This is a genomic window from Actinomyces stomatis, assembly GCF_031292835.1.
Classification (GTDB): Bacteria; Actinomycetota; Actinomycetes; order Actinomycetales; family Actinomycetaceae; genus Actinomyces; species Actinomyces stomatis.
This window is the reverse complement of the sequence record NZ_JASPEP010000001.1, coordinates 46,186-67,695: the sequence shown is the minus strand read 5'-3', so window position 1 is coordinate 67,695 and position 21,510 is coordinate 46,186. Positions and strand designations below refer to the sequence as shown.

Genomic DNA, 21,510 nt, shown 5'->3' with positions numbered 1-21,510 from the left:
AGCCTAGGCCCATGAGCCATCCACAGTCCGACTCGCCCCTCTCCCCCATCAGCGTAGGAGAGTCCTGTGACTCTCATGCCTCCCCTGTCTCCGCCGACTCCCCCGGCTCACCGGCGGTCGTCGGGCCGCTGGGGCCCGTGGGCCGCGTCACTGCAGCCTCCTACTCGGGAGCGAGCGCCGCTGCCGTGGCCTTCCCGGACCCTTCCCGGCGCCCGTACCCCGACCCTCGTCCCGCGGGCTCCGCCGTCTCCGCCTCCTCGGCACTGCACGCGGTGCTGGAGGACAGTGAGGAGGGCACACTCATGGACACCCTCGGAATGGAGGTGGTGACTCGCGACGCGAACCTGACCGAAGTCAGGATGCCGGTCGATGGAGCACGGCAGGTCGTCGGAATCCTGCACGGCGGTGCCACTGCCGCGATCATCGAGACGGCCGCCTCGGTGGCAGCGCGTGCGGCAGCGCCCGATGATGCCATCCCGGTCGGGGCGGAACTGACGGTCAGCCACCTGCGATCCGTGTCCCAGGGCTGGGTGAAGGCCACCGCCACTCCCCTGCACCGCGGCCGTCGTACCGTGGTCTACCAGGTCACGGTCACTGATGACGACGAGCGGACGATCGCCGTCGGAACGCTGCGCAGTCTGTTCACCTGACGCACCGCGCGACAGAAGACGATCAGTCCTTCTTGGCGGCACCGACCTGCTCGATGACGGCGTCGGCCACCTCACGCATGGTCAGACGCCGGTTCATGGAGGTCTTCTGCAGCCACCGGAATGCCTCCGGCTCGCTCAGCCCCATGCGCTCCATGAGCAGCCCCTTGGCCCGGTCGACGCGTTTACGGGTCTCGAAGCGCTCGGTGAGGTCAGAAATCTCACTCTCGAGGGACAGGATCTCCTCGTGTCGCGACATGGCGATCTCAAGTGCCGGAATGAGGTCCGCCGGGGTGAAGGGCTTGACGACGTAGGCCATGGCGCCGGCGGCGCTGGCTCGTTCGACGAGCTCGGTCTGGGAGAAGGCGGTCAGCATGACGACGGCGCAGTTGTGCTTCTCAAGAATCCTCTCCGCTGCGGTGATGCCGTCGGTCACCGGCATCTTGACGTCGAGAACGCACAGGTCAGGGGTGTGCTCGTCAGCCAGACGGACAGCCTCCTCCCCGTCTGCGGCCTCAGCGAGGATCTCGTACCCGGCGTCGGTGAGAGTCTCGACGATGTCAAGGCGGATGAGGGTCTCGTCCTCAGCGACGAGCACCCGGCGGGACTTGGTGGTGCTGGACTCATTGCTCACGGCTGTGATCCTAGTATGATCTCGCTGTTAGCGCCCCCGCAGAGCCGGCGGCGTGCCTCCGTAGCCCAATTGGCAGAGGCATCCGACTCAAAATCGGAGTGTTGTGGGTTCGAGTCCCACCGGAGGTACTCATGACTGAAGGGGGCTCCCACCATCTGGTGGGAGCCCCCTTTTCAGCGGTGATGCTCAGATCTTGTAGTCACCCGTCTCACCGACGGTGTGGACGCGGATCGAGTTGGTCGAGCCAGGCGTGCCCGGAGGCATGCCGGCCACGATGACGACAGTGTCCCCGGGCTGGGCCAGGTGCTTGTCCTGAAGGATCTCATCGACCTGGGCCACCATCTCGTCAGTGTGCTCGACCTCGGGCACCTCGTAGCACTGCACGCCCCAGGAGACGGCGAGCTGGTTGCGTGTCTCATGCAGCGGGGTGAAGGCCAGCAGCGGAAGCGGAGAGCGCAGACGCGACAGGCGTCGGGCGGTGTCTCCGGACTGGGTGAAGGTCACCAGGTAGGTGACATCGAGGTGCTCACCCATCTCGGCGGCAGCGCGGGTCAGAGCCCCACCGCGCGTCTGCGGGTAGGAGCCCAGGCCGGGGATGCGCTCCCCTCCGTGCTCCTCGACGTTCTCGATAATGCTGGCCATGGTGCGCACGGCCTCGATGGGGTAGGCACCCACGGAGGTCTCACCGGAGAGCATGACGGCGTCAGCGCCGTCGAGAATCGCGTTGGCGCAGTCGGAGGCCTCAGCCCGAGTCGGCCGCGGGTTCTGAATCATGGACTCCAGGACCTGGGTGGCCACGATGACCGGCTTGGCCTGGCGACGAGCCAGCTCGATGGCACGCTTCTGCACCAGCGGAACGGCCTCCAGGGGCATCTCCACACCGAGGTCACCGCGGGCCACCATGATGCCGTCAAAGGTGGAGACGATGTCGAAGAGGTTCTCCACCGCCTGGGGCTTCTCGATCTTGGCGATGACCGGAATACGCACACCGACCTCGTCCATGATCTCGTGGACGTCCTTGATGTCGTCGGCGTCGCGCACGAAGGACAGGGCGATGAGATCGGCACCGATCTTGAGGGCCCAGCGCAGGTCCTCGCGGTCCTTCTCGCTGAGGGCCGGGACGGAGACGGCGACGCCGGGCAGGTTGATGCCCTTGTTGTTGGAGACGTAGCCGGGCACCTCGACCTTGGTGACAACGTCGGTGTCGGTGACGGCCACGACGCGAACCGCGACGTTGCCGTCGTCGATGAGGAGCCGGTCGCCGGGGCGGCAGTCGCCGGGAAGCCCCTTGAAGGTGGTGGAGGCGCGCTTGACGGTGCCGAGGACGTCGTCGATGGTGATCGTGAACTCGTCGCCCTTGTTGAGCATGACCTTCTGGTCATCGACGAAACGCCCCAGGCGGATCTTGGGGCCCTGGAGGTCGACCAGGATGGCGATGGCCCGACCGGAGGCGGCGGCTGCCTCGCGGATGCGGGCAATGACCTCCTCCTGGTCCTCGGCGCGACCGTGGGAGCGGTTGATGCGCGCCACGTTCATGCCGGCGTCCACGAGCGCTTGCACCTGCTCGGGGGAGTCAGTAGCGGGTCCGAGGGTACATACGATCTTGGCTCTACGCATGGGTTCAGAATACGGGACTCCCGGCCCTGTGCACGAGGACGAATCCCGTCACTCGTCAGGTTGCGACCATCCTCACCCGGTTCTCCGCCGCCTCAGTGACGGGCCGGTCCCCGATGATTCAGTCCCTACAACACATCCGTCTGGTCCGGAACGGCCGACGCCACGGCCGCGGATTCTGACGGCGAGACGCCTTCAGGCGAGTCGTCCTCAGCGGAGTCGTCCTCCTCACGCTCCGAGCGCCCCTTCCTCGCTCCGCGCCCCGGCCTGTCGATGGCGTCACTGAGGGGACGCCGGGAGGTGAGGGCCAGCCCGATGGCGCCGACGAGGAAGATGACGATGGAGGTCCACACGTTCAGTCGCAGACCGAGGATCGTCTCGGCCTCATCGATGCGCAGCATCTCGATCCACACCCGGCCGGCGGTGTAGACCATGAGGTAGATCCACAGCAGTCTCCCGCCCGTGACCCCGCTGCTGGCAACCATCCTTCTCCCGATCCACACCAGAAGGACGGCCCCGGCCAAGTTCCACAGGGCCTCATAGAGGAAGGTCGGATGAAACAGGGTCCCGGGCGGGTAGGTGGAACCTGCTGGAAGATGAGCGTCGTCGATCCGCAGTCCCCAGGGCAGAGTCGTCGGGGCGCCGTAGAGCTCCTGGTTGAACCAGTTTCCCAGTCGACCGATCGCCTGAGCGACCAGCAGCGTCGGGGCGACGGCGTCGGCCAGCGGAGCCACACGCAGGCCACGATGGCGCAGGAGGAGTACCCCGGCCAGGACTCCACCGGCGATGCCTCCCCAGATTCCCAGGCCCCCCTGCCATGTCTGGGGGATACGGGACAGGTCTCCGTTGGGGCCGAAGTAGTCGTCGGGTGAGGAGATCACGTGGTAAAGACGAGCACCCACGATTCCAGCGGGGACGGCCACGATGGCGACATCGAGGACCACCTCCGGCCTGCCTCCTCCGGCCCGGTAGCGTCGGTCCGACCACCACACGGCCACGAAGACCCCGGTGAGAATGCACAACGCGTAGGCCCGGACCGGGATGGGCCCGAGGTACCAGACGGCCGAGGACGGGCTCGGTATGCCTGCGGGCAGCACGGCCGCGACCGGCATCGTCAGCATTGTTGACATCGTTGGCATCATGGCGGAAAGCGGTGCGACAGGCACTCAGAGAACCTCTCGATGGGCGGAGGGGATCAGTGCCGGATGGGCGCCGGCGGCGACCAGCTCGGCGACGAACTGCTGGGGGTCGGTGGAGCGGATGATGGCCTCACCGACGAGGACGACGTCGGCGCCGCAGCGCGCGAAACTCATGACGTCGTGCGGCCCTCTGACTCCTCCGGCTGCGATCCGCACGACCTGAGGCGGTAGAACGTCAGTGACCTGATCGAACATGCTGCAGTCGACGGCCAGGGTCTCAGGATCCCGGGTGTCGATGGCGACGATGCAGGCGCCTGCATCAACAGCGGTCAGCGCCTCACGGCGGGTGCGAGCCTCGACGACGGCACCCATCCCCAGGGAGTGGACCCGCTCGATGAGCCCTTCGAGCACCAGGGTCTCGAGGCGGGCGTCGAGCATGAGCAGATCGGCGCCGTGAGCCCGGGCCTCGTGCACCTGGTAGGGAGTGACCACCAGGTCGTTGGCGAGGACGGGAAGATCCACCGAGGCCCTGACGGCATCCAGGTCCTTGAGAGAGCCTCGCGTGGCGCTCGGCCCCGTGACCACCGAGACGCAGGCGGCACCGCCGGCGGCGTAGAAGCAGGCCAGCATCCCCGGATCCCCAACGCCGCTGAGGTCGGCGAACGTGGCCGTTGAGCGCTTGACCTCGGCAATCACCGTGACCGCCCGGTCATCGGTGCGCAAGCTGGGCAGGGCACTGATGGCACCGGGGACCAAGCGGGAGGCCTCTCGCAGGCTGGACAGGGGAACCAGAGAAGCGCGACGGTCGGCGGCCGCCTTGGCCTCGGCCACCATCGCCTCGAACGAGGTCATCACACACCTCCCCGATCTCGCCTGCCGGCGCTCCGGAAGGGCGCCTGTCTGTATCCATCGTGACGGTCCGAGGCCGTCTGTTGCAAATCGCCAAACCTTGCTGGCCGAGGAGCGGTCAGCAGGGACGCTCTCCCACGTGCGCCCCCAGATCACCACCGGTGAGGAAACAGCTGCGCTCACCGGTGTGGCAGGCCACTCCGACCTGATCGACCTCGATCAGGAGCGCGTCGCCATCGCAGTCCAGATGGACGGACTTGACATACTGCGCGTGTCCGGACGTGTCCCCCTTGCGCCAGTACTCACGGCGAGACCGTGACCAGAATGTCACGCGCCCCTCTGCCAGGGTGCGACGAAGCGCTTCATCATCCATCCACCCCACCATGAGGACCTCACGTGAGTCGTACTGCTGGACAACGGCGCAGACCAGTCCGTCGGCGTTGCGCTTCAGACGCGCAGAGATCTGAGAATCGAGAGCCACGACTGCATTATGCACGCGAGGTGCTCCTCAGCCCGGAGGTCCGAGCAGCGGACCGAGGTAGACCCACATGCCGGGCAGGTTGCGCACGAATGCGAAGACAACCAGCGCTGCCCCCAGAAGAATGCCCTCCCCGCCGGTGACGAGCGGCCGTCGACGGCCTCGGGCAGATACGAACAACCAGCGCACCACCAGAAGAACCGCCAGCGCCTCCAGCACGAGCGCAAAGGGGTTGTAGCCCATGGCTGCCCACAGGTCGCCGTGAATGAGCTCCCGAGTCGCCCTGGTGCCTCCACACAGAGGGCACCACAGCCCCGTGACACGGTGAAACGGGCAGAGGTCGGGAAGCCCCGGGGAGCTGCGGGGCAGAGTCAGTGCGCGCAACACGATGAGGCCGCCCGGCAAGGTGGGGAGAGCCATCAGAAGGCCCAGTCCTATCTGCCTTCCGAGTCTCGAGCTCCCACCGGAGCGGTGGTTCGTCTTCGATACATTCTCACAGCAGCCTTCAGACCTAGAGATCATTGAAAATCACCATCACGAACAGCATGAAGAAGCAGGCACTGATAACAGAGCCTATAGCCCCCATCACCACTCCGGCAATCGAAAGTCCCTTATTGGAGGCACGCCCCTCATCGGCCGCGCGCATCCCGTTAATCCCCACGATGATCGCCGGCACACCCGGGACAGCGCCTAGATACAAGCAGTTCATGAAGATACTCGCAATACCGAGCCCGAGCGCCCATCCACCCAGGGTGTTGGCCTCATGCCGACGCGGATCGTAGAACGCCCCCCAGGACGCACCCGGACCATATGGCGGGTACGGTCCATAAGGAGCGGACGGATATGACGGATAGGGGTACTGCTGATGGTAGGGCGGACCGTAAACCTGACTATCAGGCTGCCGGCCAGCCTCTGGATAAGGGGCCATCTGATTTCCCGACACCGCCGGGAAGGGGTACGACTGCCCACCGGGGTAATCAGTACTGTAGTAGCCGCCCGGAGCCGACGACGCACCGGAATCGACATGGGAGGCCATGTCAGATCCGGCAAAGTAGGGTTGAGAACCGGCAGTTCTTTGACGATGAGGATCCGCTTGGTACGGATTCAAGTCACTCATTATTCCTCCCCGAGGATGAAGTGCTGCACGTAGCCTACATGAGTAGGCATATCACTCCCCAGGGATGACTTCGCATCTCCATGGGGACAACGCCCCACCAGCCTCGATGCTCATGACCCTCCATGGCCTTCGCGCCACCACGCGAGCAGCTGATATTGCTATGACGCAAATGATTCCGGAGTGGAGAACACCGGCATCCGCCAGATCAAGGGCACATCCCTCCAGGCAGTTCTTCTCGCCGCCCGAATGCCTCCAAGGATTCCCGCCACGTGAGTGGCTGGGCTCGTTGTCATAGTCGTGGCTCACGAGCTCTCCTCGGACTCGGCCACATGGGCGGTCACCAGGACATCAGGTGGTGCCGCTACACCGGCTACACCGCCACCAACCCACAGTCAGTCTCCCACCTTTTCAACGCACCGGATGGTGTGCGTCTCGCAGAGCATTCTTGGCCTCGGCGATGGTCATGACTCCGTAGTGGAACACTGAGGCTGCCAGAACGGCGTCAGCACCATGGTTGGCCGCGGTGACGAAGTCCTGCGGGCATCCGGCGCCACCGGAGGCGATGAGCGGCACCCGGAGCCGTCGACGAACGGCGTCGATCATCTCGGTGTCGAATCCTTGGGTGACCCCATCTGCGTCCATGGAGTTCAGGAGGATCTCCCCGGCGCCGAGCTCGGCACCGCGAACCGCCCAGGCGACGGCGTCGATCCCGGTGGAGGTCCGCCCTCCGTGAGTGGTGACCTCAAAGCCAGAGGCCGTGGAGACACCGGAAGGACACCGACGCGCATCCACTGACAGGACGACCACCTGGTTGCCGAAACGCTGCGCCACCTCCGTCAACAGCTCGGGACGGTTGATGGCCGCGGTGTTGATGCCGACTTTGTCCGCCCCCGCCCGCAGCAGCTGATCCACATCGTCGACTGAACGTACTCCACCACCGACAGTCAGCGGAACGAACACCTGCTCGGCAGTACGGCAGACCACGTCCAGCATGGTGGAACGTCCCTCATGCGAGGCCGAGACGTCTAAGAAGGTGATCTCATCAGCCCCCTGAGCGCCGTAGCGGGAGGCCAGCTCCACGGGGTCTCCGGCTTCCTTGAGGCCCTGGAAGTTGACGCCTTTGACGACACGACCGTCCTTGACGTCCAGGCAGGGAATGATGCGAATGGCAACGCTCATGATAGGTCCTTGGGTGTCGGGCCGGTGGAGGTCTGAGGTGTGGCGCTTGAAGCGCTACCCGCATGTCCCTCGGCCCCTCCGGGAGCCTGAGCAGGGTCTTTGGCGAGGACGTCAATCACCACGACGACGGGTTCCTTCCCCTGCGCCTGTTCCGCAGGCAGTGAGAGGACCACCCGTGAGCCGACCGTGATATCAACCAGGTTCTGGGAGACTCCCACCAGCGCGTTGCTCATGTCGAGCTGCTTGGGCGGTTCCTGGTAACCGAAGGTCGATTTCTCGAGGGGCTGGCCCGTGGCCCAGCTGACCATTGTGGTACGAGCGATGAGACGGTCCTGGGAACCGATCTGAGGGCCGGTGCCCTTGATGAGGATTTCCGTGGATGCTCGAGTTGGTGCGGGAAGTCCGGCGCTGCTGACGGTGATGGAGCCGTCCTTTCCTTCACTGACGGAGGGGGTGCCGGCCGCCGGCCGCTTCTCCTCCCCCGTTGCCGTGGTGGGCAGGAGGTCGACGACGGTGATCTTCGTCGTCCTGGAGCCGTCCTCCTCATCGGCCGGTTCGCGAAGAACGACGCGGGTGCCTTCGCGCTGGCCGGAGACCGCCGCGTTGATGTATTCTCCCACGTCAGGACCGAGCATGCCCTGCCAGAGCTTGTACCCCTCTTCATTACCCGTCGTGTTGCGCCCGTCGAGACCGGAGAACTGCGAGACCTGCAGGATCACTGGCGTCCCTTCGGAGACCGCGCGCCCCTTCCCGGTCTCGACGACGTCGGTCAGTACCGAGCTGGGGGCTGACAGGGAGGCGTCGTCGTTCAAGGTGATGGAGGGAGCCGACCCCGATCCGACCCGTCCGTTGACCTTCAGCAGCTGGCTGAGGGGGGCGTTGCCGTCCAGCACGGTCGACTGGGCCGCGGTGCTGGTACCCGCTCCGTTCCTTCCGGAGACGAGCTTGTTGACGGCCAGCGGCACCAGGATCATGGCAAGGACGACGACACCGATCAGGCCGACTGCCAGAGGTCCCCTGGGCATGCGGCCCAGCGGGCCTCCCAGGGTCGTCCGTCGCCGCTGCGTCGGTTCTGGTTCCTGCGTCCCGGTGATCGCCTCATCCAGCGGGTGCCCGGGCTCATCAGCCGGATCGTGTCGATCAGCTCGCGCAGGCGGCATGGACGCGCTGTGGAGATCATGGCTGCTGACCCGCGGTGCCGCTGACGCAGGCGCGCTGGCCACGGGTCGCCCGCGATGGGAGGAGTTCTGCGTGGGCACGGGCGCCCGGCCGGCTGCCTGCGGCTGCCACTGCGGCTGCCACTGCGGCTGCGCCTCGGTATGAGGCGCCGGCGTGCCGGCTGGGTGGGCACTGGTGGACGGAGTACCGGCGGGTCGTGTCTGCGCAACAGGTTGGGAATGCGCCGGGAGGTCCTGGGTCAGTGCCTCCTGCTGGGCCTGCTGAGCACGTTCGAGGGCACGGCGCTGCCGCCGTGTCAGAGGCGTGCCCGCTCCGGGATCCGGGGAGGAGGTAGTACTCATGTTGCGTCTTCCGTCAATCGCCCTGCCAGTGCCGTGAGCCTCACCGTTCACACCCCGATGGGAAGATCGGTTGCCGAACGCTCCATGCTCTCCAGGAGTGCATCGATGCGCTCGTCCACGGCGCAGAAGGGATCACTCAGGGTAACAGGTGAGCAGACTCCGTCGTCGAGTCGAATGCCCACCCAGTCGACACTCACGTCGCAGCGCAGGTCCTCGGCCTTGGCGACGACCGCGCCACGCAGGCGTGCACGCGTTGTCGCGGGCGGGGTGTCCACCGCCCGGCGGCAGGTCTCATCGTCAACGAATCGGCGCAGGAGACCGGCGCTCTCCAGCCGTTGACGCAGTCCTTGGCCGGGAGAGACGTCGTGGTAGGCGAGGGCCAACCGGGTCGCCCGAGGGTCGGCCAGATCGGTGTTGTGCCGCCGGCAGTAGCGAGTCAGCAGCTGGTGCTTGACCGCCCAGTCCAGCTCCGTGTCCACGCGCTCGGGCTGCTGCAGGCGGAGGGCCTCGAGCCCCCGTTCCCACAGATCCAGTGCGGCTTCGTGGAGAGCAGTGATCTCGATGTCTCGTGCGACATGATCGCGTAGACGCCCGAGGTGCTCGGCCTGCATCTCCAACGGTGTGATGGTCCGTCCGTCGGCTCGTTCCAGGAGCACGCCCGCACTCATGTCATGGCAGGTGTCGCGGATGGCCTTCATGGGGTCGGCCAGGGCCAGGTCACCGAGGTCTCCCCCGTGCTCCAGGTAGTCCAGGAGCAGGTCCATGGCTGCCACCTTGAGCAGGGTGGATCCCTGAGCGATATTGGAGTCCCCGACGATGACATGCATGCGCCGGTAGCGCTCGGCATCGGCATGCGGCTCGTCCCGGGTGTTGATCAGCGGCCTGGCTCGGGTCGTGGCCGAGGAAACGGCGTCCCGCATCTGGTCGGCCCGCTGGGAGAAGACGTAGCCCCTGAGCCCGTTGCCTGCGGGGCGCGTTTCCCCGTCCTCTGCGATGTGGCCGGCACCGACGAGGATCTGCCGGGTCACCAGGTGGGGTACGAGAGTACGGGCATCGTTCCAGAAGTCTCCACGACGGCGCACGAGATAGTTCTCGTGGCACCCGAAGCCGTTGCCCTCAGCATCGCGGTTGTTCTTCAGCAGATGGATCCGCCCGGGAACACCTGAGGCGGCCAGGCGGGCGTTGGCCTGCTCGGCGAGATCGGCCATGACGAGCTCGCCGGCGCGGTCCTGGGCGAGCACGTCCTCAAGGCGGTCGCACTCGGCGGTGGCGAACTCGGGGTGGGAGCCCACGTCCAGGTAGAGGCGAGCGCCCCCGCGAGTGAAGACGTTCGAGGAGCGCGAGCGCTGAACCACGGGTTCGAAGAGCTCACGAGCAGCGTGGTCGGCGTCCATGGGAGGGGGGCCGTCGGTGGCGGGGGCGCAGGTGATGCCGTACTCGGTCTCCACCCCGATGATGCGCCGAGCCACGGGACGTGAGCCGCTCATGCTCATTGGCCGCCCTTCTGGACGAAGCCCTGGACGAAGGCTACGGCGTTGGTCTCAATGACCGAGTCGATCTCATCGAGGATGCTGTCAACGTCACTGACCTGTGTGGTCGACGAGGTCTGCTTCCCGGCACTGATCTGCTCGTCAGTGTCCGCGCCAGTGGTCTCGACGCCGGCGCGACGGACCTGTCCGTGGGACTGACTGGCGTGCTGCGGCGTCATGTGTTGCTCCTTCACTCGTCTTCTCGAGCAGCGCACCGTTGGTGAGCGCACTGTGAGAGTCAGTGTCTCTCAGGTGCCGCCCGGCGACCAATTTCCTCCAGGATGGTCGCCGTCTCATCGGAGCCGACGACCACGTCGTCGGGCAGGCGCAGACGCGCCAGCTCGGGGGCGCCTGGGACGTCGAGGAGGAGGCAGGTCCAGGAAGCGCCCACGATCTGCGGGTAACGGCGAATGGCGGTTCCACGGACGGCAGCACGCGTGCCCTCGGGAGGCTCGTCGGCCGCGCGCTGGATCTCCGCATCGGTGACCAGCCGATGGATCCTGCCGGCGGCGTCGAGCTTGTCGACGACGGAGCGTCCCGGGCGCAGATCGGCCCACTGGATATCGAGTGCGGCCAGACGGGGGTCGTCCCACCCGGTTCCTGACCGGCGTCGCAGTCCCTCACAGAGCTCGTACTTGGCGATCCACTCCAGCATCTGTGCAGCCGGACCGGATCCGTCGTGGCGCCACTGCTCGAGGGCGTCAAGGGCCTGCCGCCACAGAGTCAGCGCACGCCGGGCCTGGGCGTCTTCGGAACGTGTGACGGCCGGGCTGACGGCGTCGAGAAAGGCGCGTTGAATCGCCAGGGCGGTCATGGCCCCGCCCTGTGTGCGCACTTCATGGGAGAGGGTGGGATCGTGGGAGAGGGTCCAGTGCTCCTCGACGGGGTCGCCGGTGATGGCCAGGGCGCTGAGGCGAGTCAGGGCCTCCTTGAATCGGCCGGAGCCCGCGGCGTACGCCTGCTCCAGGAACCACAGAAGCAGGTCGGTGGTGGCGACCTTGAGGTAGATGGGAACGTCGAAGCGGTTGGCGTCGCCATTGATGACGTGGAGGCGGCGCCAGCGGGCATTGTCGGCGTGCGGTTCATCGCGGGTATTGATGATGGGGCGGTTGAAGGTGGTCTGCAGGCCGATCTCGGACTCGACGTAGTCGGCGCGCTGGCTGATCTGGAATCCGGGACGCTCACTGCGCTGTCCGATCCCGACCCGGCCGGCGCCGACGATGACGGGCCTGGTGATGAGGAAGGGGGTGAGGACCGCGGCCAGCTCGTCGAAGGGCACATCGCGCCGCACGAGGTAGTTCTCATGGGCACCGTAGGCCGCGCCCTTGCCGTCCACGTTGTTCTTGTACAGGACGATCTCCGCCGGCGCCCCGGCCCCATCGTCCCCGTTGTCCAGGACCGTCATGGCGCGCCGGGCGACCACCTCACCGGCGCGGTCCCAGACCAGGGCGTCGCGGGGGTTGAGGACCTCGGGTGAGGAGTACTCGGGGTGGGCGTGGTCCACGTAGAAGCGTGCGCCATTGACCAGAACCGCCGTCGTCGCCCGGGGCAGCGCCGCCTCGGCGGCACTGGGGCGGGCGCGTGAGCCCCAGGGTGCCGGCGGAGGATCCGCCGGCTCCCCGGCGGCGGCCGGTGGTGCGTCACCCGACGGCGCCGGGCGAGCGGGGTCGTCGGTGAGCTGGCTGGGGTGGGCGGCGGAGCGCCGGAGCCTGCCGCCACGCAGATCTGCCAGTGGATCCTCCTCCTCGTAGTCCCACCGCGCCGTGGGCACACCGGCGCCGGTGCAGTAGGCCTCCACCACCATGGTGGACAGGACCACGGGATTGGCGTAGGAGTCGCCCGGGTGCAGAACCCCGAACTCGGTCTCCAGGCCGACGGGACGCGTCACCGGACCGGGCTGAAAGCCGACGTCGTTCATGTGCCCTCCTTGTTCATGTGCCCTCCTTGCCGAGCCTGCGCACACTGCGGATCTGCGAGGTGCGGGCGCCGATGAGCCGGGCCCACCCCTCAGGTGTGGTGGCGCCGGTGATCTCCTCGTTCTGCCGTGCCTCGGTCTCAACGGCCGAGCGGAGCCTGGCTGCGCTCAGCCCGCCCTCTCCCCCGGCGAGCTCATCCTTGATCGAGGCGGTCTTGGCGCGGGAGACGATGGCGGCCAGCATGGCGCCACTGGTCAGGTCGGCCAGGTGAAGGACACGAGTGGAGGTACCACTGGCTGCGTGGGCCTCGGTGATCTCCAGGACGGCAGTGGCCTCGTTGCGGGCGTAGAGGGCCTCGATGACGACTCGGCGCAAGGAGGCGGCGGTGGCCTCGCGGTCTCCCCCGTGAGCCGCGAGCTCTCCCGGAGCCAGGGGCAGGTCGGCAGTGAGGTGACGGGCGAGGATCTCCTCGGCACCGGCCGCATCGGGCCGGTTGATACGGATCTTCACGTCCAGGCGCCCGGGGCGCAGAATGGCGGGATCGATCATGTCCTCACGGTTGGAGGCACCGATGATGACGACGTTGCGCAGAGACTCCACGCCGTCGATCTCCGCCAGGACCTGGGGCACGATCATGGTCTCGACGTCGGAGGACACGCCGGTGCCGCGTGTGCGGAAGAGGGCCTCCATCTCGTCGAAGAAGATGACCACCGGCCGGTCCTCGGCAGCGGCCTTGCGGGCCTGGTCGAAGATGGCGCGGATCTGCCGCTCGGTCTCACCGACGAACTTGCTCAGCAGCTCGGGGCCCTTGATGTTGAGGAACGCGGGCGGGCGCCCTGTGACGCCGGAGGCGTTGGGCGAACCGGCCAGTGAGGTGGCCACGGCCTTGGCGATGAGGGTCTTGCCGCATCCGGGTGGGCCGTAGAGCAGCAGCCCCTTGGGGGCGCGCAGGCCGTAGGCATGGAAGAGCTCGGGGTGGGTGAAGGGCAGCTCGAGGGCATCGCGGATCTGCTCGATCTGCGGTCCCAGGCCCCCGATGTCCGTCCAGGAGACGTCAGGTGTCTCAGCAACGACGAGCTGCTCGACGCTGGTGCGCTCGATGAGAGTCGTGGCGACATCGGCGCGCAGATCGGCGGCCAGGGTGTCACCGGGCTTGAGCCCCTCACCGACCCCGGCGATACGGCGAAGGGCCGAGGACAGGGTGAGGATCCGGGTGCCTCCTGCGCCGGTGGTCACCAGCACGCGGGCATCGTCAAGAGTCTCCTCGAGGGTGACGGCCTCACCGGTCCGGGGCTCAGGAAGAGCGGCGACGACGAGCATCTGGTCGTTGACCGCCACGAGCCGCCCGACCTGCAGCTCGGTGTCATCGATGCCGGGGTGGACGTGCAGGAGCATCTGACGGCCCGACAGGCTCACGGCGACCTCGCGGGCCTGGGTGGCATCTGCAGCGTCTGCAGCCTCTCTCGTGCCGGGAAGACCGGTGAGCAGTCCCAGGGTGACCGGAGGGTGGGTGACGGCGTCGAGCTGCTGACCGAGCTCGGTGATGCGCTCGCGGGCGGTGCCCAGCGCCGCGACGAGACGCTCGTTCTTGGCCGCCAGGCTGACGGCCCGGGCGCGGGCCTCACGCAGCTGGTGGCTGGTGAAGTCCGTGGCCGGCATCCCCAGTGGCTGGGGTGTGCCGGCGTCGGCGGCAGTCGTCTCAGACATGGTTGGCGCCGTCCTGGCTGTCGTCCGCGCTCCCGCTGAGAACGGGCGTGGCGTCGGAGGGCTGCTTGGCCCGGCAGTCTCGCAGAACGCGGCGGACCTTCTTATCGGTGCTGGTGCGCTCCTTGACGTCGTCGGGCAGCCAGTAGCCGCCCTCGTCGTAGGCGCCGCGGGCGGGCGGGCGCTTGCGGGTCAAGGGCCGGGAGCCTGCGGCCAGGCGACGAGCGGTCAGCAGGAAGCCGGTGTGCGCCACCATGCGGTGGTCGGGGCGCACGGCGAGCCCGTCGACGTTCCAGGTGCGCACCATGGACTCCCAGGACTCGGGCTCGGTGAACAAGCCGCTGTGACGCAGGGCCTCCACGGTGCGGGAGAGCTGGGTGACGGTGGCCACGTAGGCCAGGAAGAGCCCGCCCGGGGCCAGGGCTTGGGAGGCGGCCTCGACGTTCTCCCAGGGGGCGAGCATGTCCAGGACCATCCGGTCGATGCTGCCGGGTTCCACCTGGGCGGCAACGACGTCGGCGAAGTCCCCGGTGCGCAGCTCCCAGGCGGGATGGTGGCGGCCGAACCAGGCGTCGACGTTGGAGGCGGCAATCTGGGCGAAGTCCTCACGGCGCTCGATGGACAGCAGGTGGCCGCCCTCCCCGATGGCGGAGAGCAGGTTCATGGTCAGCGCGCCGGAGCCGACGCCGGCCTCCAGAACGCGGGCGCCGGGGAAGATGTCCCCCATGGCGATGACCTGTCCGGAGTCCTTGGGGTAGACCACCTGGGCGCCGCGGGGCATGGACAGGACGTAGTCGGCCAGGAGCGGGCGCAGCAGGAGCAGCTCGTGGCCGGTGTCGGTCTGGATGACGCTGCCCTCGTCCATGCCGACAACGTCCCGGTGGTGGAAGGAGCCGCGCACGGACTGGAAGTAGCCGTGGGGGTCGAGCAGGAAGGTGTTCTTGCGGCCCTTGGTGTCGGTGACCTGGATGCGTTCGCCGTAGCGGAAGGGGCCCCGGCGACCGGCCTGCCCCAGGTTCTCCTGGGGGGCGGGGCGCTGGGAGGACTCCGTGGGTGAGTTCACCGTGTGCTCAGTCTGCTCGCTCATCAGGGCGAGTGTAGGACCGGTGTGCGACCTCAGTGCGTCAGCACGACACTCGCCTCAGAGGTGTACGGGAGGAATGTGAGCGTCTCTTGGAGATAGAGCTCAATCGACTCGGCATCGTGTGAGAGATATCCGATGGAGAGGTCCTGGCCGAGGTGCAGCTCGTAGTCGCCGCCCCGCGTGCTCAGCAGGACAGCTCCCTGGATGGCGGGAGCCCACAGGACCTCACCTTCCAAGAGACGATCGATGTGCTTGCGAATGGGGTAACCGTCATCAGTGGTCTCCGCAACGGCGGTCCACAGCTCGGCGGAGAGCAGGAGGGCGTAGGGGCCTTCAACTCCGGCGAGGCGGAGCTCCTTGAGGGCAGCGGCAACGGCGTCAGGAAGATCCTTCGGCTGTGGGAGCGATACGGCAGGGTTGGAGCTTGAGGGAAACAGTCCCTCGATGCCTGCGCTCGCCAGCCCGTCGAAGACAATGCCGTCCTCGGCCCTGGCGATCTGAGCAACGGCGTCCTTCACAGGCTGCCAGTCGGAGTCCTGGGCTCCGCGGTCGACGGCGTCGACGGCCTCGCGGCTGACCCGGAAGGGAACCCTCAGCTCGACGATCTGGCGGACCTGACGCTGGTGGGCCTGGACGCCTTCGAAGGGGGTGTCCACACATACCTGGTGACCGGTGCGTACTGCCGCGAGTTCCTCTCCGTCGGGTCCAACGACGTCGACGACGCGTCGTCCAGCGATCCAGCGGATGAAGGTGCGCCGCGCCTCTTGGTCGATCTCACCCCACGCAGCCTCGGAGATGGGGGCCAGCTGACGATGCAGATTGTTCATACTCGGCCTTTCAGGTTTCCGATCCCGAGGGATCCATCGGACGGTGCGGCAGTGGAACCCGCACCATTGCTGTGGTCATCTGGTGTCTGGTCACGCGGCGCCTCAGACGATGCGTTGAACCCTAGGTCCTTGGCGGCGCTCAGCTCAGTGGCGGGCTGGGTCGGGTCCTGCGGTCCCGCCTCAGGTCGGACAGAAGGCCTCGCGTACTGGTCGGCGTCGTCGAGGAAGGCGGCCGGCGGAGCGAAGAAGAGACATCCTGTCAGAGGCGTGGAGAAATCAAGGATGCGGTCGTAGTTGCCCTCGGGCTCCCCCAGGAACATACGCCGGAGCATGAGCTCAGTGACGCGTGGGTCTGCTGCGTAGCTCATGAAGAACGTGCCCTGCTCCCCAGAGGCCTCACCGAAGGCCAGATTGTCACGCACGATCTGGAGCTCGTTACCGTCGGCGTCCTCAATGGTGTTCATGGTGACGTGGCTGTTGGTGGGCTGCTCATCATCGGGGAGCTGGGTGTCATCGAGCTTGGTGCGACCGATGACGCGTTCCTGCTCCTCGACACTCAATGAGTCCCAAGCGGTGAGGTTGTGGACGTACTTCTGCTCAATGATGTAGCTGCCGCCCGCCCACGCGCCCTCGTTGATGAGCGCCGCGGCAACGGCCGCCTGCCCCCGCGGACTCTCAGTGCCGTCGACGAAGCCCAGAGGGTCCCGATTATCGAGGTAGCGGAAGGCGTGAACCTCATCGTAGGTACTGACCGCAGGGCCCAGTCGGCGCATGATCTGGCGCGCCAACTCGAAGCACATGTCGAGAGTTGAGGCGCGCAGGTGGAAGAACAGGTCTCCCGGCGTCGAGGGGGCACTGTGCTTTCCTCCCTGAAGTGCCTCAAAATCGTGCAGGTACTCGGGACGAGGTACGTCGAAGAGACGATCCCACATGCCTGCCCCAATACCGACGACGCAGCTGAGCATCGTCTCGGGGTAACGGAAACCAACGGCCCGGGTCAGCCCGGACACAGCAGTCAGCAGATCGATGACGACGGACTCGCCCCCGCTGCGTACTGTCACCGTGAGGAAGATCGATGCCTTGGCCGGCGAGGCCAGAATCTCTTGAGAGAGGTCCTGGGGGCTGACGTCGCTCATGGTTTCACCTTCGAAGATGACGTTGATACCGATGCCCGGAGGCATTTCATCCTCTATGAAGGTTAGCACTTTCAGTGGTGTCGGAGCCGGTGGGCATCATGTTCCGGTGACCTGGTCGGGCGGCTTGGTCGTCGTGGTCACCGCAGTTACCGCTGCCTCTCAGCGCGCGCCAGTGGGCACCGCGCCGGCCAGGCTCCCCGCGTCCACGAGCACCAGCCAGCGTGAGACCTCCCGGGCCTGTTTCATGGCGTCGGCGGCCGCCTGCCCGTTCAGGTCAGTCGTCACCGCTGCGGCCGGCAGCACCGTGCAGACCTGTCTCGCGGTCACACCGTCCACGGGGGCCGACAGCCCGAGCTCCTTGAGGGCGGCCTCGTCGACCGTGCCGACGAGCTCGGATCCGTCAGCGACGAGGACGAGTGCGGCTCCCTGTGAAAGTGCTTCACGCACCTGCGACACGGGGGTGTCGGGACCGACGACGCGCATGGGTCGGGCCAGTTCGCGCAGGTCCAGCTTGGAGGCCGCTCGGGCTCCTCCCCCGAGCTCGAGCACCTGCCAGCTGGAGACCACGATCGATCCACTCACCATGAGCACCAGGACCAGGTTGAAGATGTCGGGCCGGTGGCCGTAGAGCACGAGTGGGCGCAGGATCCACCACCATACGACGCCGCCGACCACGACCAGCCCGCCCCAGCCGGCAGCCTTGAGGCCGAGCCTACGGCTGCCGGTCACCTGGACCACGAGCGCCGCTAGGGCGTAGCCGCCGTCGAGGGGAAGACCCGGTAGGGCGTTGAAGACGGCCAGGGCCAGGTTGACCAGGGTCACGGCCCACACCGTGAAGGCCACCGGGACCGACAGGGGGACGGATTCCTGCACCAGGGTTCCGATAAGCCACAGGAGCAGGTTGGTGGCAGGTCCCGACAGGGAGGTGACCAGGTCCTTCCAGGCGTTCCACTCGTGAGCGGGTCCGAAGGATGTGCGCCCGCCCCACAGGTAGAGCTCGTAGCGGGTGGGGCGCCTGCCCATGAGGGTGCCGGACAGTCCATGGGCGAGCTCGTGCAGCATGACCGATGCCGCAACGCCCAGGACCGTGGAGACCACCACCAGCAGCACCGTCGTGGTCCCGAAGGCGCCCAGGGCCGCAGAGACCAGTGGGTACCAGCTGCCGGCGATGAGCAGGCCGAGCAGGAGAGAGGTCGGCGAGATGACGACGGGGGCGCCGCCGATGCGGGCGATGACCCACTCGCCGGTGGATGTGGAGGCAGGCATGGGCGCGAGCCTAACGCCGTCGGAAGCCGGTTGCCGCATTCACTCGGGGGCCACAGCCGCGGATGTCTGCGCCGGCGGGCGCGGTCTGTGGAGGAGGGCTCGTCCCCTCCGGCCAGATCCGGCAACACGTCACCTCCTCGCGGTAGCGTCGTGCCCATGTCCCCCGAGCCGCACTCCGTCTCCAGCTCATCGCCTCAGGCCGGCGTCAAGCCCACCGGTCCGGGCGCCAGTGGTGGTCCGAGAAGAGGTTCCAGCGGTGGGCACCGCGCAGCCCTGTCCCCCTCCCGAGCCAAGGACTTCATGCAGTGCCCGCTCATGTTCCGTCTGCGCACGGTCGACCGCCTCCCCGAGCCCGGTTCGCTGGCCACGCACAAGGGCACCGTGGTTCACGGCGTGCTGGAACGTCTCTACGATCTTCCGGCCTCAGATCGCCTCCCTGAGGCGGCGCTTGAGCTCCTGCCCGGCCAGTGGGCCTCTCACCGAAAGAAGAACCCGGAGGTCATGGACCTGTTCGAGGACACCGGCCAGGTGGAGACGTGGCTGGAGGAGGCTCGCGGCCTCATCCGCACCTACTTCACCCTGGAGAACCCCCAGCGCCTGGAACCGGCCGAGCGCGAGCTCTTCGTCCAGACCGAGACCGGTGACGGCCTGCTCCTGCGGGGCTTCGTGGACCGTCTGGACGTGGCTCCCGACGGCGCCATGCGAGTGGTCGACTACAAGACCGGCCGCAGCCCCGGCACGCGTTTCATGGAGGAGGCGCTGTTCCAGATGCGCTTCTACGCGCTGGTCCTGTGGCGCCTGCGCGGGCGGGCGCCGGCCCGTCTCCAGCTGGTCTATCTCAAGGACGGACGGGTTCTGACTCACGATCCTCGCCTGCCCGAGCTGGAACGGACCGAGACGCGCCTGACGCACCTGTGGGACGAGGTCGAGGACTGCGCTCGCACCGGCTCCTTCCGCCCCCGCCGCTCCCGGTTGTGCGACTGGTGCGCCTTCCAGGCCCAGTGCCCGCTTTTCGGTGGCAGCACACCGCAGGTGCCCGACGACGGGATCGCCCGTCTTCTGAGCGCCCGCCGCGCTGCCGCCTGATCTCAGCCACCGTCCTGGAATTGCCACGGCGAGAAGCCGTCGGATACAGTCCGTGGCGGTTGACAACCGTCACCAACCACTTCCCATGGAGAAGCACATGAACGTCGTCCAGGCCCACACAGCCCGCACCGCCTCGCGCGGAGCCGGCATGTGTATGCGCTGCCTGGTTCGGGCGTTCTGAGGCGGTCTCAGACAGATCGTTCTCCCCGGCTCCCGGCGCTCCTGAGACGGCGCCCCATCAGCCACGTCCAGCCAGGCCTCCACCTCACTCCCCCCACCGGATGACGTGGCCTGTCTCTGTACTTTCTTCACCCGTGCTGCGTCACCGGTCCCCCACACAGGCTGCTCGCACCCGACAGCAGCAGCCGGACAAGGACCACACCGTGCCGTCACCCACCATTCTCACTGGGCTCGTCGTTGGAGCCGTCCTCGGTTTCATCCTCCAACGGGGCCGTTTCTGCATCACCGGAGCCTTCCGCGATCTGTGGGTCTCCCGCTCCTGGCGCTGGTTCACAGCCTTCCTGCTGGCCATCGCCGTTCAGGCGGTCGGAGTCGCCGCCCTGACCGGAGCGGGCTCCATCACCCCAGAGATCCCCAGGTTGTCGGTGGTCGCCACCGTTGCCGGCTCCTTCCTCTTCGGAGTCGGGATCGTCCTGGCCGGAGGCTGCGCCACCGGGACCTACTACCGCGCCGGCGAGGGCCTGGTGGGCTCCTGGTTCGCGCTCGTGGCCTATGCCACCACTGCGGCCGCGTCGAAGACGGGACTCCTGTCAGGGGTGACGACCTGGGTCAAAGGGCTGTGGGTCACCGACCTCACCACCATCCCGGCCACCATCGGTCTGCCGAGCTGGGGCGGAGTCGTCATCCTGGCAGGCATCACCGGAGTCATCGTGCACCGCTTCGTCGTCCTGGAGCGCAGCCGTCCCACGCAGATCCAGCTGCCCGCGCAGCGCACGGGACTGGCTCACCTGCTGCTGGAGAAGCAGTGGAACCCTCTGGTCACCGGTTTCCTCGTGGGCGTCGTCGCCATCGTCGCCTGGCCCACGTCCTGGGCCTCAGGGCGCCCGGACGGGCTCGGGATCACGACGCCGTCGTCGAACCTGGTGAACCTCATCGTCACCGGTGACACCAAGCGGCTCGACTGGGGTGTGCTCCTGGTCCTGGGCATCCTGCTCGGCTCCTACGTCGCGGCCAAGGCCTCCGGCGAGTTCCGGGTTCGAGTGCCCAGTGCCCAGGTCATTCAGCGTTCCATCGCCGGCGGGATCCTCATGGGGATCGGCGCCGTCTGGGCAGGTGGCTGCTCCATCGGCAATGCCCTGGTGCAGACCTCGCTCCTGTCATGGCAGGGCTGGATCGCGCTCGTCTTCCAGGTGCTGGGGGTCGGGGCGGCCGCCTGGTTCCTGCTCATCCGTCCCCGGCAGCGTCGTCGCACCGAACGCGCCGCCTCCCGTGTGCCCGCCACCGTGTGAGGTCACATCAGCACCTCCGTGACCATCTCACTCACCCCCAACCGCCCTCCGCATTCTCATCGCACCGCATCAAGGAGAGACTCATGCGCACTGTTCTGGAGACCACCGGCCAGGTCTGCCCCTTCCCCGTCATCGAGGCGGAAGAGGCCATGGAAGAGCTCAGCATCGGCGACGAGCTCGTCATCGGCTTCGACTGCACCCAGGGAACCCAGACACTGCCCGCCTGGGCCGCCGACAACGGCTACACCGTCACCGAGTTCGAGCGCACCGGCGACGCGGCCTGGACCATCACCGTGCGCAAGTAGGCCGAGCCGCT

The 21,510-nt window shown here is 67.2% G+C and carries 21 protein-coding genes and 1 tRNA gene; 5 read left to right on the top strand and 17 right to left on the bottom strand.

What is annotated here, in order from left to right:
* Positions 1 to 11 precede the first annotated feature (11 nt).
* A complete protein-coding gene (locus RIV12_RS00305) occupies positions 12 to 650 on the top strand; it encodes a PaaI family thioesterase (protein ID WP_256695469.1) in 639 nt (212 codons plus the stop codon).
* 22 nt (positions 651 to 672) lie between these two features.
* On the opposite strand, the gene RIV12_RS00300 is transcribed toward RIV12_RS00305, so the two are convergent.
* Positions 673 to 1,281, bottom strand: coding sequence for an ANTAR domain-containing response regulator (locus RIV12_RS00300; RefSeq protein ID WP_075417590.1), 609 nt, complete (start codon positions 1,279 to 1,281; stop codon positions 673 to 675).
* A 54-nt stretch (positions 1,282 to 1,335) separates the two neighbouring features.
* Between RIV12_RS00300 and RIV12_RS00295 the strand changes: the two genes are divergently transcribed.
* A tRNA-Leu gene (locus tag RIV12_RS00295) sits at positions 1,336 to 1,409 on the top strand.
* Between the two features lie 58 nt (positions 1,410 to 1,467).
* On the opposite strand, the gene pyk is transcribed toward RIV12_RS00295, so the two are convergent.
* The 16 genes from pyk to RIV12_RS00215 all read right to left on the bottom strand — a co-directional run bounded on the left by pyk (position 1,468) and on the right by RIV12_RS00215 (position 18,639).
* Complete coding sequence (pyk, locus tag RIV12_RS00290; protein ID WP_075417591.1) at positions 1,468 to 2,898, bottom strand: pyruvate kinase; 1,431 nt, start codon at positions 2,896 to 2,898, stop codon at positions 1,468 to 1,470.
* Positions 2,899 to 3,023: 125 nt separating this feature from the next.
* Entirely contained in the window at positions 3,024 to 4,025 is a 1,002-nt protein-coding gene (lgt, locus tag RIV12_RS00285; protein WP_081380028.1) for a prolipoprotein diacylglyceryl transferase, read from the bottom strand.
* A gap of 36 nt (positions 4,026 to 4,061) precedes the next feature.
* On the bottom strand, positions 4,062 to 4,886 hold the full coding sequence (locus tag RIV12_RS00280) for an indole-3-glycerol phosphate synthase TrpC (RefSeq protein WP_075417592.1): 825 nt from the start codon (positions 4,884 to 4,886) through the stop codon (positions 4,062 to 4,064).
* A 115-nt stretch (positions 4,887 to 5,001) separates the two neighbouring features.
* On the bottom strand, positions 5,002 to 5,364 hold the full coding sequence (gene hisI / locus RIV12_RS00275; RefSeq protein ID WP_309321634.1) for a phosphoribosyl-AMP cyclohydrolase: 363 nt from the start codon (positions 5,362 to 5,364) through the stop codon (positions 5,002 to 5,004).
* 27 nt (positions 5,365 to 5,391) lie between these two features.
* Positions 5,392 to 5,781: a DUF2752 domain-containing protein gene (locus RIV12_RS00270; protein WP_075417594.1), complete on the bottom strand. Its 390-nt coding sequence runs from the start codon at positions 5,779 to 5,781 to the stop codon at positions 5,392 to 5,394.
* 91 nt (positions 5,782 to 5,872) lie between these two features.
* On the bottom strand, positions 5,873 to 6,478 hold the full coding sequence (locus RIV12_RS00265; RefSeq protein WP_309321509.1) for a DUF4190 domain-containing protein: 606 nt from the start codon (positions 6,476 to 6,478) through the stop codon (positions 5,873 to 5,875).
* 408 nt (positions 6,479 to 6,886) lie between these two features.
* Positions 6,887 to 7,657 carry an imidazole glycerol phosphate synthase subunit HisF gene (hisF, locus tag RIV12_RS00260; RefSeq protein ID WP_075417596.1) on the bottom strand — a complete coding sequence of 257 codons (771 nt, stop codon included), beginning with the start codon at positions 7,655 to 7,657 and terminating at the stop codon, positions 6,887 to 6,889.
* A complete protein-coding gene (locus RIV12_RS00255; protein ID WP_309321508.1) occupies positions 7,654 to 8,682 on the bottom strand; it encodes a hypothetical protein in 1,029 nt (342 codons plus the stop codon). Before RIV12_RS00255 ends, hisF begins: the two co-directional genes overlap by 4 nt.
* Positions 8,683 to 9,224: 542 nt before the next feature.
* Complete coding sequence (pafA, locus tag RIV12_RS00250; RefSeq protein WP_075417598.1) at positions 9,225 to 10,670, bottom strand: Pup--protein ligase; 1,446 nt, start codon at positions 10,668 to 10,670, stop codon at positions 9,225 to 9,227.
* Complete coding sequence (locus RIV12_RS00245; protein ID WP_075417599.1) at positions 10,667 to 10,885, bottom strand: ubiquitin-like protein Pup; 219 nt, start codon at positions 10,883 to 10,885, stop codon at positions 10,667 to 10,669. The genes pafA and RIV12_RS00245 overlap by 4 nt, the downstream gene beginning before the upstream one ends.
* 59 nt (positions 10,886 to 10,944) lie before the next feature.
* A complete protein-coding gene (locus tag RIV12_RS00240; protein ID WP_309321506.1) occupies positions 10,945 to 12,624 on the bottom strand; it encodes a proteasome accessory factor PafA2 family protein in 1,680 nt (559 codons plus the stop codon).
* A 13-nt stretch (positions 12,625 to 12,637) separates the two neighbouring features.
* Positions 12,638 to 14,329 carry a proteasome ATPase gene (gene arc / locus RIV12_RS00235; protein WP_309321504.1) on the bottom strand — a complete coding sequence of 564 codons (1,692 nt, stop codon included), beginning with the start codon at positions 14,327 to 14,329 and terminating at the stop codon, positions 12,638 to 12,640.
* The gene (locus tag RIV12_RS00230) at positions 14,322 to 15,413 is read right to left on the bottom strand and encodes a tRNA (adenine-N1)-methyltransferase (protein ID WP_309321502.1); all 1,092 of its coding nucleotides are present in this window, start codon (positions 15,411 to 15,413) and stop codon (positions 14,322 to 14,324) included. Before RIV12_RS00230 ends, arc begins: the two co-directional genes overlap by 8 nt.
* 29 nt (positions 15,414 to 15,442) lie before the next feature.
* Positions 15,443 to 16,237 (bottom strand): family 1 encapsulin nanocompartment shell protein, encoded by a 795-nt coding sequence (locus RIV12_RS00225; protein ID WP_309321500.1) that lies wholly within the window; start codon positions 16,235 to 16,237, stop codon positions 15,443 to 15,445.
* Positions 16,234 to 17,373 carry a Dyp-type peroxidase gene (locus RIV12_RS00220; RefSeq protein WP_101587554.1) on the bottom strand — a complete coding sequence of 380 codons (1,140 nt, stop codon included), beginning with the start codon at positions 17,371 to 17,373 and terminating at the stop codon, positions 16,234 to 16,236. The genes RIV12_RS00225 and RIV12_RS00220 overlap by 4 nt, the downstream gene beginning before the upstream one ends.
* A 159-nt stretch (positions 17,374 to 17,532) precedes the next feature.
* On the bottom strand, positions 17,533 to 18,639 hold the full coding sequence (locus RIV12_RS00215; protein WP_309321498.1) for a peptidase M50: 1,107 nt from the start codon (positions 18,637 to 18,639) through the stop codon (positions 17,533 to 17,535).
* A gap of 156 nt (positions 18,640 to 18,795) precedes the next feature.
* Between RIV12_RS00215 and RIV12_RS00210 the strand changes: the two genes are divergently transcribed.
* The 3 genes from RIV12_RS00210 to RIV12_RS00200 all read left to right on the top strand — a co-directional run bounded on the left by RIV12_RS00210 (position 18,796) and on the right by RIV12_RS00200 (position 21,499).
* Positions 18,796 to 19,725, top strand: coding sequence for a RecB family exonuclease (locus RIV12_RS00210; RefSeq protein WP_309321496.1), 930 nt, complete (start codon positions 18,796 to 18,798; stop codon positions 19,723 to 19,725).
* A 383-nt stretch (positions 19,726 to 20,108) separates the two neighbouring features.
* Positions 20,109 to 21,194: a YeeE/YedE family protein gene (locus RIV12_RS00205; protein WP_309321495.1), complete on the top strand. Its 1,086-nt coding sequence runs from the start codon at positions 20,109 to 20,111 to the stop codon at positions 21,192 to 21,194.
* 83 nt (positions 21,195 to 21,277) lie between these two features.
* Positions 21,278 to 21,499: a sulfurtransferase TusA family protein gene (locus RIV12_RS00200; RefSeq protein WP_075417605.1), complete on the top strand. Its 222-nt coding sequence runs from the start codon at positions 21,278 to 21,280 to the stop codon at positions 21,497 to 21,499.
* Positions 21,500 to 21,510: the final 11 nt, after the last annotated feature.